The sequence below is a fragment of the Virgibacillus sp. 6R genome, from assembly GCF_001895305.1.
In the GTDB taxonomy this organism is placed as follows: domain Bacteria; phylum Bacillota; class Bacilli; order Bacillales; family Amphibacillaceae; genus Virgibacillus; species Virgibacillus pantothenticus.
The window spans coordinates 4,568,905-4,584,789 of the sequence record NZ_CP017762.1 but is presented as its reverse complement, the minus strand read 5'-3'; the positions used below and the strand labels follow the sequence as shown (position 1 = coordinate 4,584,789).

At 37.8% G+C, this 15,885-nt stretch carries 14 protein-coding genes and 1 pseudogene; 2 read left to right on the top strand and 13 right to left on the bottom strand.

The window, feature by feature from the left end; genetic code table 11:
- Nucleotides 1-446: 446 nt before the first annotated feature.
- The 6 genes from cotE to rny all read right to left on the bottom strand — a co-directional run bounded on the left by cotE (nucleotide 447) and on the right by rny (nucleotide 6,810).
- Complete coding sequence (cotE, locus tag BKP57_RS20710) at nucleotides 447-1,010, bottom strand: outer spore coat protein CotE (RefSeq protein ID WP_050352815.1); 564 nt, start codon at nucleotides 1,008-1,010, stop codon at nucleotides 447-449.
- Nucleotides 1,011-1,341: 331 nt separating this feature from the next.
- A complete protein-coding gene (locus tag BKP57_RS20705; RefSeq protein ID WP_050352814.1) occupies nucleotides 1,342-1,770 on the bottom strand; it encodes a YlbF/YmcA family competence regulator in 429 nt (142 codons plus the stop codon).
- Nucleotides 1,771-1,772: 2 nt separating this feature from the next.
- Entirely contained in the window at nucleotides 1,773-3,350 is a 1,578-nt protein-coding gene (miaB, locus tag BKP57_RS20700; protein WP_072742266.1) for a tRNA (N6-isopentenyl adenosine(37)-C2)-methylthiotransferase MiaB, read from the bottom strand.
- A 426-nt stretch (nucleotides 3,351-3,776) separates the two neighbouring features.
- Complete coding sequence (locus BKP57_RS20695; protein WP_050352812.1) at nucleotides 3,777-4,037, bottom strand: stage V sporulation protein S; 261 nt, start codon at nucleotides 4,035-4,037, stop codon at nucleotides 3,777-3,779.
- A gap of 327 nt (nucleotides 4,038-4,364) precedes the next feature.
- Complete coding sequence (locus BKP57_RS20690; RefSeq protein WP_050352811.1) at nucleotides 4,365-5,159, bottom strand: TIGR00282 family metallophosphoesterase; 795 nt, start codon at nucleotides 5,157-5,159, stop codon at nucleotides 4,365-4,367.
- 88 nt (nucleotides 5,160-5,247) lie between these two features.
- Nucleotides 5,248-6,810: a ribonuclease Y gene (gene rny, locus BKP57_RS20685; RefSeq protein WP_050352810.1), complete on the bottom strand. Its 1,563-nt coding sequence runs from the start codon at nucleotides 6,808-6,810 to the stop codon at nucleotides 5,248-5,250.
- Nucleotides 6,811-7,466: 656 nt separating this feature from the next.
- Between rny and BKP57_RS20680 the strand changes: the two are divergent.
- Together BKP57_RS20680 and BKP57_RS23480 are read left to right on the top strand one after the other, a co-directional pair.
- Nucleotides 7,467-8,447: pseudogene (locus tag BKP57_RS20680) on the top strand (ketoacyl-ACP synthase III).
- A 368-nt stretch (nucleotides 8,448-8,815) separates the two neighbouring features.
- Nucleotides 8,816-8,881, top strand: coding sequence for a YgiT-type zinc finger protein (locus BKP57_RS23480; RefSeq protein ID WP_399479065.1), 66 nt, complete (start codon nucleotides 8,816-8,818; stop codon nucleotides 8,879-8,881).
- A gap of 4 nt (nucleotides 8,882-8,885) precedes the next feature.
- Here the strand turns inward: BKP57_RS23480 and recA are convergent, their stop codons facing one another.
- From recA to ymfI, 7 genes are all read right to left on the bottom strand, one after another.
- On the bottom strand, nucleotides 8,886-9,926 hold the full coding sequence (gene recA, locus BKP57_RS20675) for a recombinase RecA (protein ID WP_050352809.1): 1,041 nt from the start codon (nucleotides 9,924-9,926) through the stop codon (nucleotides 8,886-8,888).
- 177 nt (nucleotides 9,927-10,103) lie between these two features.
- Nucleotides 10,104-11,351 (bottom strand): competence/damage-inducible protein A, encoded by a 1,248-nt coding sequence (locus tag BKP57_RS20670; RefSeq protein ID WP_072742265.1) that lies wholly within the window; start codon nucleotides 11,349-11,351, stop codon nucleotides 10,104-10,106.
- Nucleotides 11,348-11,926, bottom strand: coding sequence for a CDP-diacylglycerol--glycerol-3-phosphate 3-phosphatidyltransferase (gene pgsA / locus BKP57_RS20665; protein WP_072742264.1), 579 nt, complete (start codon nucleotides 11,924-11,926; stop codon nucleotides 11,348-11,350). Before pgsA ends, BKP57_RS20670 begins: the two co-directional genes overlap by 4 nt.
- A gap of 63 nt (nucleotides 11,927-11,989) precedes the next feature.
- Nucleotides 11,990-12,898 carry a helix-turn-helix domain-containing protein gene (locus BKP57_RS20660; protein ID WP_072742263.1) on the bottom strand — a complete coding sequence of 303 codons (909 nt, stop codon included), beginning with the start codon at nucleotides 12,896-12,898 and terminating at the stop codon, nucleotides 11,990-11,992.
- Between the two features lie 17 nt (nucleotides 12,899-12,915).
- Complete coding sequence (locus BKP57_RS20655) at nucleotides 12,916-13,707, bottom strand: YmfK family protein (RefSeq protein ID WP_050352805.1); 792 nt, start codon at nucleotides 13,705-13,707, stop codon at nucleotides 12,916-12,918.
- A 1,120-nt stretch (nucleotides 13,708-14,827) separates the two neighbouring features.
- A complete protein-coding gene (locus BKP57_RS20650) occupies nucleotides 14,828-15,088 on the bottom strand; it encodes a DUF3243 domain-containing protein (protein ID WP_050352804.1) in 261 nt (86 codons plus the stop codon).
- A gap of 79 nt (nucleotides 15,089-15,167) precedes the next feature.
- Complete coding sequence (gene ymfI, locus BKP57_RS20645; RefSeq protein WP_050352803.1) at nucleotides 15,168-15,881, bottom strand: elongation factor P 5-aminopentanone reductase; 714 nt, start codon at nucleotides 15,879-15,881, stop codon at nucleotides 15,168-15,170.
- Nucleotides 15,882-15,885 lie beyond the last annotated feature (4 nt).

The window sequence follows — 15,885 nt, the reverse complement described above, 5'->3', positions numbered from 1 at the left end:
TGCTATTATAGCACACATTCAGCTTTACTTTCGATTAATCCAATAGTATGTCTATCCCATGAATTCTTTTTGAAGCGCTTGTTGCTTCAAAATTTAGTATGATGATTGTAAACAAAATTGGGAAAAAGCGAAAGCACTTGATAAATGACGTATAAACTTGTAGGTCTAACGAGATTAGGTGAAATTTTCATCCCTTTAAAAGATAGTCAAATGAATTGGAAATTTAGAAGCCGTTTTTCGCATCATGTTTCAGTACTATAAGCAGTTTTTTGAAGAATATCTCACTCGCCCCTGCAACAGATGTGCGACATTATGCAGCGAGCCCATTTTTAGTCGACCTTCCTTTAGATTTGAGCTGCTGTAGATTATCGTAGGAAGAAATTCGAAACATTTGAATCCGCACTAGAAAGAAAAAGATTACGAGGAAGCCTCTCCTCGTAATCTGGTTAATCTTTATTTAAAAAGTCTGGCTCTACTTCTTCCAGCTCATCATCCGTCAGCTCTACATCCCAAACTTCATCATCGTCATCATCTACATGTTCCCGCTTTGGATCTACACGAACTGCAATTTTCGTATCACCAATAATTTGGACAATAAACTCTCTTTCAATCTCTACCGCTATCTTATGCCCTTTGTTCTCAATTGTACAATTCAAGCAATTGGGCTGTTGAATAACTTTGGCAATAACATCAAAATCATCGTTCAGGCAATTTTCGTCTTTGACTGACAATGGTACTTTGTCACTGTATGTTACTCGCTCCGTGATAGCTTCTGTTTTTGTATTGTCATTATACGAATACCAAATATTAATTTCATAGCTGCCATTTATTTCTACGGTATCTTTTGATTTTATCTTTGCGTTATACAGATGATTAATTACCCAACAACCTAGTATACTTGAAGGTCTATGTGATGGTGTGACGGAATGGGTTGCTTGTGAGAACTTACGACCTTTACCACAAACCGCTTTCGTTATGATCTCTCTATATTCTTTTTCTAAAAAAGACATAATTACTTTTACCTCCTCTTTTTTCATAGTCATTTTATGCAAGACAAATACCTAAAGTGCATAGTGGGTCAGGAAAAATAGAAAAGGAATAGGTAAAAGCATATAAGATGAAGCTTCCATCCGTGGGGGTTTCTTCATCCCCTACTGATTGTTAGAGGAACGAATCGGGCATTTAGCTGCTGCTATTTCTCACTTAGACTTGCTGCAGTACAGATATCCAACTCTTGAAGCGGGAGTCTTACAGCACCTTATATATGGGATAAACGGATGGCAATTGGCTTCGTTCAAATGTAGAGAAGGACAGGGATTATAACATCCACTGTCCTTCTCATTAATGGCTACAGCCTGATTTCGTTCTTACTTTCGACCCTGTTTCTCCGGATAATAAATCGCCGCCTGTAGATTCGATCACTTGGTTCGTAACTTCTCTTGCAATCGTAGCTGTAATTAACTGCAAGACATCATTGACAACGACTTGGGTCTCTTTAAATTCCTGTACTACAGGAATAGCGTCAATTTCTTCTTGAAAGATATCCAGTTGTTCCTCTACTTTTTTTAAAGCTTCATGCTTTTCATAAGCCTGTAGATTAACAGCTTGTTTCTGTAAAGCTTTAATTTTAGTAATTAATCGCTGGACCTTTTTATTTTCATTTATTTTCGCTTCGACTTGCTTAAAGCGCTCAATTTCTTCTGTATTTGCTAGCATATTGGCAAGTCTTTTTGCTTCATCGAGCACTTGTTTACGTGTATATTCTGCCATCATTATTCCACCCCTATTGTATTTTCGACCATTACACCATCTAAAGACCAAGTTTTTGCTTCTGTTATTTTTACATCTACAATCTGCCCAATTGCAGACTTTGGTCCTCTAAAATTAACAAGTTTATTTCTTTCTGTATACCCTGCTAATACATCTGGGTCTTTTTTACTTTCTCCCTCTACAAGTACTTTTACGACCTGGTCTTGATACTTCTTCATAGACGCCGCAGATTGTTTGTTAACAAGCTCATTTAAGCGATAGAGTCGTTGCTTTTTCACTTCTTCTGGCACATTATCTTTTTTACGAGCTGCTGGCGTGCCTTCACGTGGCGAATAAATAAATGTATAGGCAGCTTCAAAGCCTACTTCCTCCATTAAAGTCATCGTTTCTTCAAACTGCTCTTCCGTTTCATTAGGAAAGCCTACAATAATATCTGTCGTTAACGTCGCATTCGGCATTGCAGCACGAATCTTTCTTACGAGTTCTAAATAGGATTCTCGGGTATATTTCCGATTCATTTTCTTCAGAATTTCACTGCTACCTGATTGAACCGGTAAATGGATATGATCTAACAGATTGCCACCCTTAGCTAAAACTTCGATTAAACGATCATCAAAGTCTCTTGGGTGTGAGGTCGTAAAGCGAATTCTTGGAATATCGATTTTGCGAAGCTCATCCATTAAGTCTCCTAAACCGTAAGTCATGCCTTCTAAATCTTTTCCGTAGGCATTTACGTTTTGACCTAATAATGTTACCTCTTTATAACCTTGAGCAGCTAAGTGGCGAACCTCTTGGATGATATCTTCTGGAAGACGGCTTCGTTCTTTTCCGCGCGTCATCGGAACAATACAATATGTACAGAACTTATCACAGCCGTACATAATGTTAACCCAAGCTTTTATTTTTCCTTTACGTGCTTTTGGAAGGTTTTCAATCACATCGCCTTCTTTAGACCATACTTCAACAATCTTTTCTTTACCAAACATTGCTTCTTTCACAAGATGAGGCAATCGATGTATATTATGGGTGCCAAAAATCAAATCCACATGCTGGTGCTTTTTCAATATGCGATTCACTACAGATTCTTCTTGGGACATACAGCCACAAACACCGAGTATTAAATCCGGTTTTTCTCGTTTCAAAGCTTTTAAATGACCAATTTCACCAAACACCTTATTTTCAGCATTTTCTCTGATTGCACACGTATTCAACAAGATAATATCAGCTTCATTTGTTTCTGAAGTGGACGCATAGCCCATTTCTGTAAGGATGCCAGCCATTACCTCGGTATCGTGCTCATTCATTTGGCAGCCGTACGTACGAATTAAAAACTTCTTTCCTTGTCCAATATTTTCCATATCTTCTGGAATAGCAAAGTCGTAATGCACATTTACTTTATCTCGTCCGCGTTTGCGTGCTTTATTCAAATTTGGTGGTTCATATGTTGTCTTAAAATATTTAGAAATTAAATCTTCACTTGACGTATTTTTTATACGTTCCATATTATCCATACCGGATTTTACGTCCGTTGGATTTGCCTGTTTAATTTGCGCTTGTTGTTTACGTTGTTGCTCGTTCATTGATAAACTCCTTTCTTTTCCTGCAAAACAAAGTAACCATTTACTGGCTATACGCTTCATTAGAATCAATGATTAGTGTTCTGTTAAATACCATGTTTACACTCATTAATTTATTATAAATGCTATATTGAAATTAAACAATAGATGGCTATGCAATAAAGTATGAACAGATAGGAAGACGATTGATTGAGGAAAGGAAAGGTATAGTTCTACTACTTCTTTCTTTACATAATAAGCATTCATGCTTCATTGATACGAGACATCCAGACTAACCTCTACAATATGATAAAGTACAGTGCGTTTCTCTAAAATTGTCTACTATATGGCAAACCCGACTGGATGAGCAACTCGTCTGCATTGGTGAGCGATATAAAAATAGTGCTGCGCAAATGCGCAACACATAGTAAACATTTTTCATAATAGCGATTATCTAGGCTCTACAATTAATTTAATTGCCGTACGTTCTTCTTCATCAATTATAATATCTGTAAAAGCCGGAATACAAATAAGGTCTACGCCACTAGGTGCAACAAATCCTCTAGCAATTGCTACTGCCTTTACAGCCTGGTTTAATGCACCAGCTCCAATAGCCTGAATTTCTGCTGAGCCACGTTCTCTTAGCACATTCGCAAGTGCACCCGCTACTGAATTTGGATTTGATTTTGCTGACACTTTTAATACTTCCACCACTAGTACCTCCTTCATTAAACTATTCTAGTTATACTTATACTATATTCTTGGAGATGTTAGCTTATTACCCCTATTATGCATTAATAATTCTTAACATTCAAATAATCTATCCTCAACATTTTGACTATATTTTGTTTTTAGTACCATTTGGTCATTCATTTTACCTTACAGAAAGTGTTAAATGAAACTTCCTCCAGGAGGAGATTTCCTCCCTACTACAATGTTAGCTAAAGAGAATCGTCCTCTTCGCTGAATCCCTCTTTGATCCTCCTCCGTTTCACGTAGTAACACGTAAAAGGCAGATGTTACCGGTCGTAACAAGGTTTACAAAAATGGATGGTCTTCATTAATAAGAATGCGTTCGATCTTCGTTGCTTTTCCTGATTGATCATCAATCGTAATGAAACAACCATTCAATTGTGTTCTTCCTTGTTTTGGGACTTCAAATCGAACTGGCATCGATGTCAGAAAGCGCTGAATTACTGCTTCTCTATCTACGCCAAGAATGCCGTCATACGGCCCTGTCATACCCGCATCAGACAAATAGGCTGTGCCTCCTGGCAAAATACGCTCATCAGCCGTTTGAGTATGTGTGTGTGTGCCAATAACAGCGCTTACTCTGCCGTCTACGTACCAGCCAAATGCTTGTTTCTCACTTGTTGCTTCTCCGTGGAAGTCAACAAAAATTATATTTGTCCGTTGTTGTGCTTCCTTGATTAATATATCAGCTTTTGAAAACGGATCATCACTTGGCGGCAGAAAGGTTCTCCCTTGCAAACTAATTACAGCTACTTCAACGCCATTGATATTGACATAGGCAATCCCTTTCCCAGGGTTGTTATCTGGAAAGTTTGCGGGACGGATCATTTTATTCGCTTCATCGATAAAATCATAGATTTCCTTTTTATCCCATGTGTGATTCCCCATCGTTACTACTTGTGCGCCCCATCCTAATAGCTGCTTATATATTTTTTCGGTTATTCCTTTTCCTGAAGCAGCATTTTCTCCGTTTACGATGGTAAGGTTGGGTCGATACTTCTCTTTCAACTTTGGCAAATAGGTTTGTACCATTTCTCTACCAGGAGAACCCACTACATCTCCAATAAATAATATTCTCATGTTTGTCTCATCCTAACTATTAACGTATTCTCAGTTTTTCATATTAAGGAAAGAATGTCAAAATAAAAAGCGGTCCTTAGACCACTTTTTATTTTGCATATTCAACTGCTCGTGTTTCTCGAATCACAGTAACTTTAATATGTCCAGGATAATCCAGTTCGCCTTCAATCTTCTTACGTATATCTCGAGCAATTCGAACGGATTCTACATCGTCAATTTCATCTGGCTTTACCATAATTCGGATCTCTCTACCAGCTTGAATTGCAAATGATTTTTCTACACCAACAAACGACTCAGAAATCTCTTCCAGCTTTTCTAAACGTTTAATATAATTTTCTAGTGTCTCGCTTCTTGCACCAGGTCTAGCTGCAGATAGCGCATCAGCAGCAGCTACGAGTACAGAGATTATGGAAGTAGGTTCTTCATCGCCATGGTGAGAAGCAATGGAATTGATAACAACTTCATGCTCTTTGTACTTCATTGCAAGTTCTTTACCAATTTCCACGTGACTACCTTCTACCTCATGATCGATTGCTTTACCTATATCATGAAGCAGTCCAGCTCTTCTTGCTAACATTTCGTCTTCACCAAGTTCAGCAGCAAGCAAACCGGCTAGATAAGCTACTTCTGTAGAATGCTTTAGCACATTCTGACCATAGCTTGTACGATATTTTAAACGACCAAGAATCTTAATTAAATCTGGATGTAAGCCATGCACTCCTACTTCAAACGTTGTTTCTTCACCAATCTCCCGGATATGATCATCCACATCACGTCTTGCTTTATCAACCATCTCTTCAATACGCGCAGGGTGGATACGGCCATCCTGTACGAGTTTTTCTAATGCCAGACGGGCGGTTTCTCTTCGAATTGGATCAAATCCTGATAATATAACTGCTTCTGGAGTATCATCGATAATTAAGTCAATTCCAGTTAACGTCTCTAACGTTCTTATGTTTCGTCCTTCACGTCCAATGATACGTCCTTTCATTTCATCATTTGGAAGGTTAACAACGGATACCGTTGTTTCAGCAACGTGGTCAGCAGCACAACGCTGTAATGCTAACGAAAGAATGCTTTTAGCTTTTTTATCTGCTTCTTCTTTGGCGCGATTTTCTGCCTCTTTGATAATTAAAGCAGATTCATGTGCAACTTCTTGTTCTATTCGTTCTAAAATAATCTGTCTAGCCTGATCTGTTGTATATCCCGAAATGCGTTCAAGCTCCGTTTGCTGCTCTTTTATCATAGCTTCCACTTTGCTTTCCATTTCTTCAATTTGTTGTTGTTTGTCTGCTAACGACTGTTCCCTCTTTTCTAAATTAAGCTCTCGCTGATCTAACGATTCACTTTTCTTGTCCAAATTTTCTTCTTTATGCATCAGACGATTTTCTTGTTTTTGAACTTCGTTACGTCGTTCCCGAAGTTCATCCTCTGTCTGCTGTCGAAGTTTATGATTTTCATCCTTCGCTTCAAGAAGGGCCTCTTTCTTAGAAGCTTCCGCATTTCGATGTGCTTCATCAACAATTTGTTTAGCCAATGTTTCAGCACTTGAAATTTTTGCTTCAGCAATAGATTTACGAATCAGATAACCAACAACAATACCGACGATTAGGATTACAAGCAAAATGGAGATGAGCATTAGACTGTCCATGATTTCACCTCCTCTTGCTATAAAGTTGTACATCAATTATTGTCGGCATGTAAAAGTTTCAATGCGTTAAATAACCATACAATATATCATACAAATGATAAAGTTATACAAATTTAATTTTAATTGTGTAGCCGAAGAATGTCAAGGAAACGTCACAACTTCATGCAAGATACTGGTAAAAAGATAAAGTTATCATTCTTAAATTGACGAAAGACTTAAAATGAAAGTTCACTTCCTTGCAGTTATCTTAGTAAAATAAAAACGCAATTAGAATGTTTTAGATTCCAGAGAATCAATCTTTTGCGTTGAATAGTTTTAAAAATATTCCATTTTCATATAGCGCTATATCGGATAATCGTGATAAATCTCGAATAGTAACTAAAAATTCAAATAGGCACAGGGCGCTACGAGCAAAATAAGGTTACACTTTAAAAACAACTTAAACCGTTTGTTAGTTGAATAAGAAAACTCTCTTCAACTAAAAGATAGATGAATGAAATATGGTTGAAAATGGTATTGTTCCGTTAATAGCCCCTTCTGTAGTCAACGCTTTAAAGTAAGCATTTTGTTTTAAATTGATTTATACTACTATAAAATGTTAGAATTAATACTAAGTACTAATATCTGATAATAAATCATTTAGAGGTGATCCTTATATGTTAGGAGCAAGAATAACATCCATTGGGACGTATGTTCCCAAAAAAAATTAACAAATATTGATCTTGAACGAATGGTCGAAACGAACAATGAATGGATCATACAAAGAACAGGAATTCACGAGCGTAGAATAGCTTGTACGGATGAATTTACCAGTGATTTATGTGTATTAGCCGTAAAAGATATGATGCAAAGATATAATAAAACCGTCGAAGATGTAGATATGATTATTGTGGCAACAAGTACACCAGATTTTCCATTTCCCTCGGTTGCCAGCATCATACAGAATCGATTAAATATCCCAAATACTGGTGCCATAGATGTAAGTGCAGCGTGTGCAGGATTTATTTATGCATTACATACAGCAAACAACTATATTGCATCTGGCTTCCACAAAAAGATACTTGTTATTGGAGCAGATACAATATCAAAAATTACCGATTATACGGACAGAAGTACATGTGTTTTATTTGGTGATGGAGCTGGCGCGGTATTGGTTGAAAGGGATGAACTATCAAACAGTTTCATTGGATTCCATCTAGGTAGTGATGGAAGAGGAGCCCACCATGTATATCGTGTGGGACTGTCAAAAAAAGTAAATGATATTGAATTAATCGATAGTCAATATCTTGTACAAAATGGCAGGGAAGTTTTTCGTTGGGTAGTAAGGAATGTCCCTAATAGTATTGGACAAATATTAGAAAAAACGCAAACAAGTTTAACAGATTAATTGGTTTATACCTCATAGTGCTAGCAAAAAATTAGCATACCCTATAGAAAAAAACCTTTATAGCTTAGAGGATTTTGGAAATACTTCTGCTGCTACCATTCCTTTAGCTCTAGACCTCGGAATTCGTGAGGGAAAAGTCAACAATGGAGATCGCGTTCTTATGTACGGTTTTGGAAGTGGTTTGGTTCATGCAGGACAACTTTTAGAAATTAATTTGGACAAGCTTGTGAAGGATCCAACCCCATTGTGATGAAAATTTCTTAAGTAATGTTCCAAAAATGGATTTGATTATATAAATAGGGTTACTAAAGCATTTTTAATGACTAGGGTTCCTGGACTTGAAGCACTAGCAGATTTTAGAACTCCAAAATGACGTGGTATTGGTGAAATATATTTACTCAGAAATTATCGTTGTGTCTTTACAGATGTTTTAAAACAGGGAGGTAATTGACCATTTATGAATATGTCATAAATTATCAATTACCATCTGTAACTCCAAGAATATGAATATATCTTTGGTGCTTGACTTTACAACATTGACCAAGGGAACCTGAGGAGGCTTTGTAATCCTATTTCCACACTATTTTAAATATCCCATTTTCATTTCACTTCCTTTTCTTGGTCCATAACGGTACTACAACAGTAGTAAAAAACACCCCTTGCACTTACTGCAAAAGGTGTTGATCGATTATACGTCCAGACTTTCCTGACTGAATGCTTCGGCTTCTTCTTCATTCGGCTCGTCATCTAAATTATAATGCTGTCTGATTGCCGCATGAATTTCAGCCATCATATCGGTATTCTCTTTTAAAAATTGCTTCGCGTTTTCACGTCCTTGACCAAGCCTTTCTTCATTATATGAATACCAGGCACCGCTTTTTTGCACGATATCTAAATCAGAGCCAATATCCAAAATTTCGCCTTCTTTGGATATGCCTTCCCCGTACATAATATCTACTTCTGCTTGCTTAAATGGTGGAGCAACCTTATTTTTAACGACTTTAATTCTCGCTTTGTTCCCGACCATATCATTCCCTTGTTTTAATGATTCAGCACGACGCACTTCAAGCCGCACAGATGAGTAGAATTTCAGTGCACGACCGCCGGGAGTAATTTCCGGGTTACCAAACATAACACCGACTTTTTCACGGATTTGGTTAATAAAGATTGCGGTTGTCTTTGACTTATTAATAGCTCCGGATAATTTACGCAATGCTTGGGACATTAGACGAGCCTGAAGCCCCACATGGGAATCGCCCATCTCGCCCTCAATTTCTGCTTTTGGAACAAGTGCTGCAACAGAATCCACTACAATAATGTCAACTGCTCCGCTGCGGACAAGAGCTTCTGCGATTTCAAGTGCCTGTTCGCCTGTATCAGGCTGTGAGAGTAATAGTTCTTCAATGTCCACTCCTAAAGCGCGTGCATATGTTGGGTCAAGCGCATGCTCCGCATCAATAAAGGCCGCTTGTCCACCCTGTTGCTGTGCTTCTGCAATTGCATGTAAAGCTACCGTTGTTTTACCGGACGATTCCGGACCATATATTTCAACAACTCGACCTTTTGGATATCCACCGATTCCAAGTGCTACATCTAATGCTAGTGAACCACTAGGTATAGTTGCTATTTTTTGTTCAGCTTGTTCTCCCAGTTTCATGATGGAACCTTTTCCAAACTGCTTCTCTATTTGTTTTAACGCCATATCTAAAGCTTGTTTTTTATCACTCAAAACTTCGCCCTCCTTTAATCATCTAGTACCATCATACATGCTTTTCTTTTATTTGCCAAGCAAAAAATCGAATAAACGTTCCCATTTTTCAATTAGAAAATATGTGCAAAAATGAAAGTTAACAAACTATGAGGCATTGATAATAAAATTTCTCGGAAACAATAGTGCGAAATTATCTCATTTAAGCGTCCGATAGAGTAATTCAAGACCTTTCAGAACGGTTCTCCGGCGAATAGAATTTCGGTCACCTTGAAACAAAAATTTTTCCACAAGCGACACGCCAGTCGGATTGTAAATGGCAATATAAACGGTACCAACTTTCTTCCCTTCCATTTCCATTGGTCCAGCGACCCCAGTAAAGGCTATCCCAATAGAGGAAGACAGTTTATTAGCCACTTGCATTGCCATTTCTTCAGCACATTCCTTACTTACTGCCCCTTTTGTTTCCAATACCTTCTTGGGAACACCTAACACATGCTCCTTCACCCTATTCGTATAACTAACGATACCTCCTTGTAAGACACTGGAAGCACCAGAAACAGTCGATATTTTCTCTGAGAAAGCTCCGCCAGTCAAACTTTCAGCAGTCGCTAATGTATGTTCTTGTTCGGTTAGTAACCCTACGACTTTTCCTTCTAATGTCTCATGATCTTCACCATAAGCGTAGTTACCTACTCTTGAAAATATCTTAGCTTTTGTAGCTTCTAATAGTTGATCTGCCTGCTGAAGCGTATCACTTTTTGCTGTTAGACGAATAACAATTCCCTCTTCTTGAGCAAGTGGTGCAATCGTCGGGTTCGTTTGTTCATGAATAATATCTTGTAGCTCATGCTCTAGTTTTGATTCACCAATTCCAGTGAATTTTAAAACAATCGATTTAATCATTTCTTTTTTACCAAGTAATTGTTGCAATGCAGGTATCATATATTCCCTTACTAAAGCTTTCATCTCTCTTGGAACACCTGGCAGGAAAATCCACGTGCAATTGTCATATGTAAGCTTCATCCCTGGAGCCATACCTACTGGATTAAGCCAAACCGTTGCGCCTTCAAATACTCTCGCCTGTTTCGGATTGTTTGGCGTCATCACCGCTTGCTGTTTTTCGAAATATGCTTGTATCTTATCCATTGATGGCCGATGTTGTACTAACGGAATATGGCTCAATTGCTGAAACGCTTCTCTTGTCAAGTCATCTTCTGTTGGCCCAAGCCCCCCTGTAACAATAACAATATCAGAGCGCTCATGGGCTTGCTTAAATGCTTCCTGCACACGCTGCAAGTTGTCGCCTACAGTAGTATGGCGATAAACATTGACCCCTTGATTAGCCAATTGCTGGGAAAGCCACTGTGCATTTGTATTGGCAATTTGACCAAGTAAAAGTTCGGTACCAACGGCAACAATTTCAGCCTGTAAATCCTTTGTCATTTCGAATCCCTCATCACATGCCAATTTTTAATAAAGTAATCTGCCCCAGATAATACTGTAAAGAATAAACTAATATATAACATGATTTCACCGAACGGAAATCCTAGATACGAAAATGGAAAATTATGTAGTAATAATACCGCAATAGCAACCATTTGTGTCGCTGTTTTCAATTTACCCATACTGCCTGCAGCTAGCACAATTCCTTCTCCAGCAGCAACAAGACGAAGTCCTGTAACAGCAAATTCACGGCTAATAATAAGAATGACAACCCACGCTGGCGCTACCCCCATCTCTACCAGCATAATCAATGCAGCAGAAACAAGCAGCTTGTCCGCTAGTGGATCAAGGAATTTTCCTAAATTAGTAACCAAATTATATTTTCGAGCATAGTGACCATCTACCCAATCTGTTGCAGCTGCAACAATAAACAGTACAGCAGAAACAAAGTGAGTTACCGGTAATTCTGCTTCTCCTATCTGCCAGCTTCCCCATGAAAATGGAACACTCATTAAAATGATGAAAATAGGAATTAAACAAATACGAGATAATGTTAATTTATTTGGTAAATTCATGATTTTTCCTCCTTGAAAATGGATAGACCCTTCCAAACAGTTGAAAGGAAGGGTCCATAACAATTATTCAGCTTCTTGTTTTAATTCTATCCATATATTTTGCCTTACATTGTTTGGATCAACTGGATATTCCATTTCTACCCCATTTATGGTGATGGTTAATACAGATGCATTACCAATTTTAAAGAATACGCGCTCTTTACCAGTAAGGTCTAATTCGAGTGGTGATTTTTCCGCATTAAACATACTCTCTTCAAAGAGAGCTTCTCCGTCATCAGCATTTACACCAAGCCATGTATCTCCTGTAGCTTCTAATGTAGCCTTTACTTCATCGCCTGTATAAGAAAATGCAACCGTCGATTCAGGTGTACTGCCTACTCCTTCTTCCACTACAGTAAACTTAGGCTCTTTTGTATCTTCTTTTGTTGCTTTTTTATCCTGATCATTTCCTTGTTCATCTTCGTTGTCCTGATTCTCTTCATTGGCCTTATCTTGATTTGCTTGATTCTTACCTTTATCGTCTTTGATAACAATATCATTGTTACCATCTTGTTCTACCGGATCTTTGCTTTCTGTCCCAGACATATTTTGGGCGATAAAGAAAATGGCTACTGCAATAATACCGATTATGAGCAGACCAACGATAATCGTAGGGAACAATGAAAAATTAGAAGTGCTCTTTTCCTGATTTTTTCGAGAGCGTTGTATACGCGAATACTGTTCTTCTGTCGGCTCTTCCGTTTTTGGCACTTCTTCTTTATACTCTTCCATTAATTCATTCGGATCTAACCCGACAGCATTCGCGTATTCTTTCATAAATGCTCGGGCATAAAATTTCCCAGGAAGAATCTGCAAATTCCCTTCTTCAATCGCAATCAAATACCGTTTCTGGATTTTTGTCATCTCTTGTAATTCTTCTAAAGAGAGGTTTTGTGCCTCCCTTGCTTCTTTTAGCCTTGCACCAATTTGCATTTCCAACACCATCCATTTTAGAAATCAAACATTGAAAATCCGTTTTCTTGACTGAACTGCTGAGATTCGACAGGCTCATATGTGATCTCTTCCTCTTCATGACTCCTTAGTTCAATAATGTAGTCGAAATCCTCTATGTTATATTCTGTCATTTGTACAAATACATCTGGATGTTCCACTACTTTGATAGAAGGAAGTTGCATAACTTCTCTAATGAGCTGCCAATGTTGTTCATTTGCACGACGAGTGGAGACAATACCATCAATAATATAGACATTATTGGGATTGTATTCACCTTCAATGAGTTTACTACGTACCGTTTGCTTTAAAAGTGTACTGGAAACAAATAACCAGCGCTTATTCGCACACACACTAGCTGCTACTACGGATTCTGTTTTTCCTACTCTCGGCATTCCACGAATTCCAATTAATTTGTGTCCATCTTTTTTATACAATTCCGCCATAAAGTCAACGAGCAGACCTAAGTCATCACGAATAAAACGAATCGTTTTACGATCATCGACATCTCGGTGTATGTATCTACCGTGACGTACAGCCATTTTATCTCGAAGCTTTGGTTGTCTCAGCTTTGTTACTTTAATGGTATCCATCGTTTGCAGAATTGATTTTAATCGTGTTATATTTTCATCATCTTTGGATAAAAGTAGCATTCCTCGCTTAGCATCTTCCACCCCATTAATCATAATGATATTGATCCTCAGCATACCGAGTAAGGACGATATGTCTCCAAGCAAACCCGGCCGATTAATTTGAATTTCGTATTCAAGGTACCACTCTGTTTTCGTCATAAAATGCTCCTTTGAATAGAGTTATGAGGTACACAGCTGTTCTATTCTAGTTGAACCTGCGAGCAATTCATTATACTACATAGTCATGTAATTATATAATAAAGTATTTTCTTGTAAGTGAAAAGTGATTAGAAAAAAATCAGTTCAAATAGCGATGAGGACTAATCATGAACTTTTCATAAGTACGTGTTTAACCCGAATGTAAGCTACATACGCTCCCCTTCAAGAGTTGAGGTCATACTAAAAACTTCTAAGGAGAATCGCGGTACTTAAATCCCAATTCGTTCGAGGAACTCTTAGGTTCCCCCCTTCCGGTACTAATAATCAGTGGTGATCAAAGAACCTCCCACTGATTGTTGGTTCACTTTATGAGCGTTTTTATTATCCATTTACTATGTAACTATAACCGTTTCTCTTTATCACTATTTTTTAAAGTTGCTAGTTTTATAATTCCCATTTATTCAAAAATCCTCCATTTTTAGATCAAGAAAATGACAGACGATATTAAACTATTTCAACATATAAGCGGTAAATTTAACATACAACAAAACAATTAACTCTAATCTTAAAATATTTAATTGTTATTCATTAAAAAGCTATACCGTCTAAAGTTTTTCCATCAAACATCCAAAAAAATAGCTAGCTCAACATCAGGCACTATATTCTTCGCTATGGTTATGGTTAAACGTAGACTATATTATAGGGTATGTGAAAAAATCCTCTACACTTTATCTCTCCACTCAGAATCTCACTATTCTAGATTCTATGTTTATGGCACTTTATTATTTTCACACTCCTTTATAATACTTATATTAACAGAACCATGAGGGGTTGACAAAATGATTTAATAAATTGTTGGAAAACAGTATCGTTTCCACCGCATGATAATATATATTAACCATTATATTCCCATTCCAAACTTTCAACTATACGACTTTTGCCTTACTTTTAATAATTACTGCCACGCTCTTAAATCAGAACGTGGCAGATAAGCTGAATCTATTCAGTAAGATTACACCTCTAATGAATGTTAGGTGCCTTTATCTCCCACCAGCTGGCCTTCAGCTCTAATAGTGAGAGTTACAGCACCTTACATTCGGAAAAAAGTTGATGTTTCCGTTTATGATTGATTTCCTTGATTTTGTACATATTTAATCATTGTATTTGCTAATGCTTGCTGTTCCTCATCAGAGGCTGCATTCCATAAATCACGTAACACGGCTTCTTCTTTGTTTTTTGCGTCAACATGCTGGGCCAAATAATCGCCTATTTCATGAGCCACATTTTGAATGGTGTCATTGCTCATCCCTTGTTGCTGCGCTTGCGTAAGCTTATTTGCCAAAAAGCTTCTCCATGAGTCAAAATTATCAAGAACGGACATTTTTATTTCCTCCTTCCAATTTATACATGCATAGTATTTGAGGTATTTGCAAGTTTATACATGTTGGAAGGAAGAAAAATTACCAGCCGCCCGTCACATCCAAAATCGCCCCTTGTATATAGCTGCTTTCTCCAGACAATAAAAAAGACACGATAGCAGCGACTTCTTCAGGTTTCCCGGCTCGGTTCATTGGAATATCAGCAATTGTCGCTTCTTTGTCAGCTGTACATAGATTGTGATTCATTTTTGTTTCGATAAAACCGGGGCTAATGGCATTGACAGCAATTCCAGAAGGCGCGACTTCCTTTGCAAGTGCTTTGACAAAACTATTTTGTGCCCCTTTTACTGCTGAGTAAACAACTTCATTACTAGCTCCCTGTTCTCCCCAAATGGAGGTAATAAATATAATCGCACCTTCCTGTTTCGTAATCATACTAGGGAGGAGATGCTTAGTAATGAGCCACGGTGATTTCACATGTAACTGCAGCATATCATCCATTGTCTGTTCTGGTGTGTTTTGAAACAATCCATAATGAGCTCTACCACTAGCAAAAATAACGCCATCAATAGCAAACGACAGAGCTTCCATGAACTGCTCACAAGATGTGTTTTTACTTAAATCTGTTTGGTAAGTCGCTAAAATGGACTCCGGATATGCCCGACAGAGTTCATCAATAGCTTGTTTGTTTGTATGAAAATGAAGCAATAATTGGTAGCCTTGGTTCAATAATTTCCGCGCAATTGCTGCCCCAATATCTCCGCTTGCCCCAACAAGAAGAATTGTTTTCTTCATGATG

Coding starts and splice junctions, on each gene's coding strand:
- cotE (WP_050352815.1), bottom strand. CDS start 1,010: ATGTCTTTTTTAGAAAAAGAATATAGAGAGATCATAACGAAAGCGGTT.
- BKP57_RS20705 (WP_050352814.1), bottom strand. CDS start 1,770: ATGGCAGAATATACACGTAAACAAGTGCTCGATGAAGCAAAAAGACTT.
- miaB (WP_072742266.1), bottom strand. CDS start 3,350: ATGAACGAGCAACAACGTAAACAACAAGCGCAAATTAAACAGGCAAAT.
- BKP57_RS20690 (WP_050352811.1), bottom strand. CDS start 5,159: ATGAGAATATTATTTATTGGAGATGTAGTGGGTTCTCCTGGTAGAGAA.
- rny (WP_050352810.1), bottom strand. CDS start 6,810: ATGGACAGTCTAATGCTCATCTCCATTTTGCTTGTAATCCTAATCGTC.
- BKP57_RS20670 (WP_072742265.1), bottom strand. CDS start 11,351: ATGACAAAGGATTTACAGGCTGAAATTGTTGCCGTTGGTACCGAACTT.
- pgsA (WP_072742264.1), bottom strand. CDS start 11,926: ATGAATTTACCAAATAAATTAACATTATCTCGTATTTGTTTAATTCCT.
- BKP57_RS20660 (WP_072742263.1), bottom strand. CDS start 12,898: ATGCAAATTGGTGCAAGGCTAAAAGAAGCAAGGGAGGCACAAAACCTC.
- BKP57_RS20655 (WP_050352805.1), bottom strand. CDS start 13,707: ATGACGAAAACAGAGTGGTACCTTGAATACGAAATTCAAATTAATCGG.
- BKP57_RS20650 (WP_050352804.1), bottom strand. CDS start 15,088: ATGTCCGTTCTTGATAATTTTGACTCATGGAGAAGCTTTTTGGCAAAT.
- ymfI (WP_050352803.1), bottom strand. CDS start 15,881: ATGAAGAAAACAATTCTTCTTGTTGGGGCAAGCGGAGATATTGGGGCA.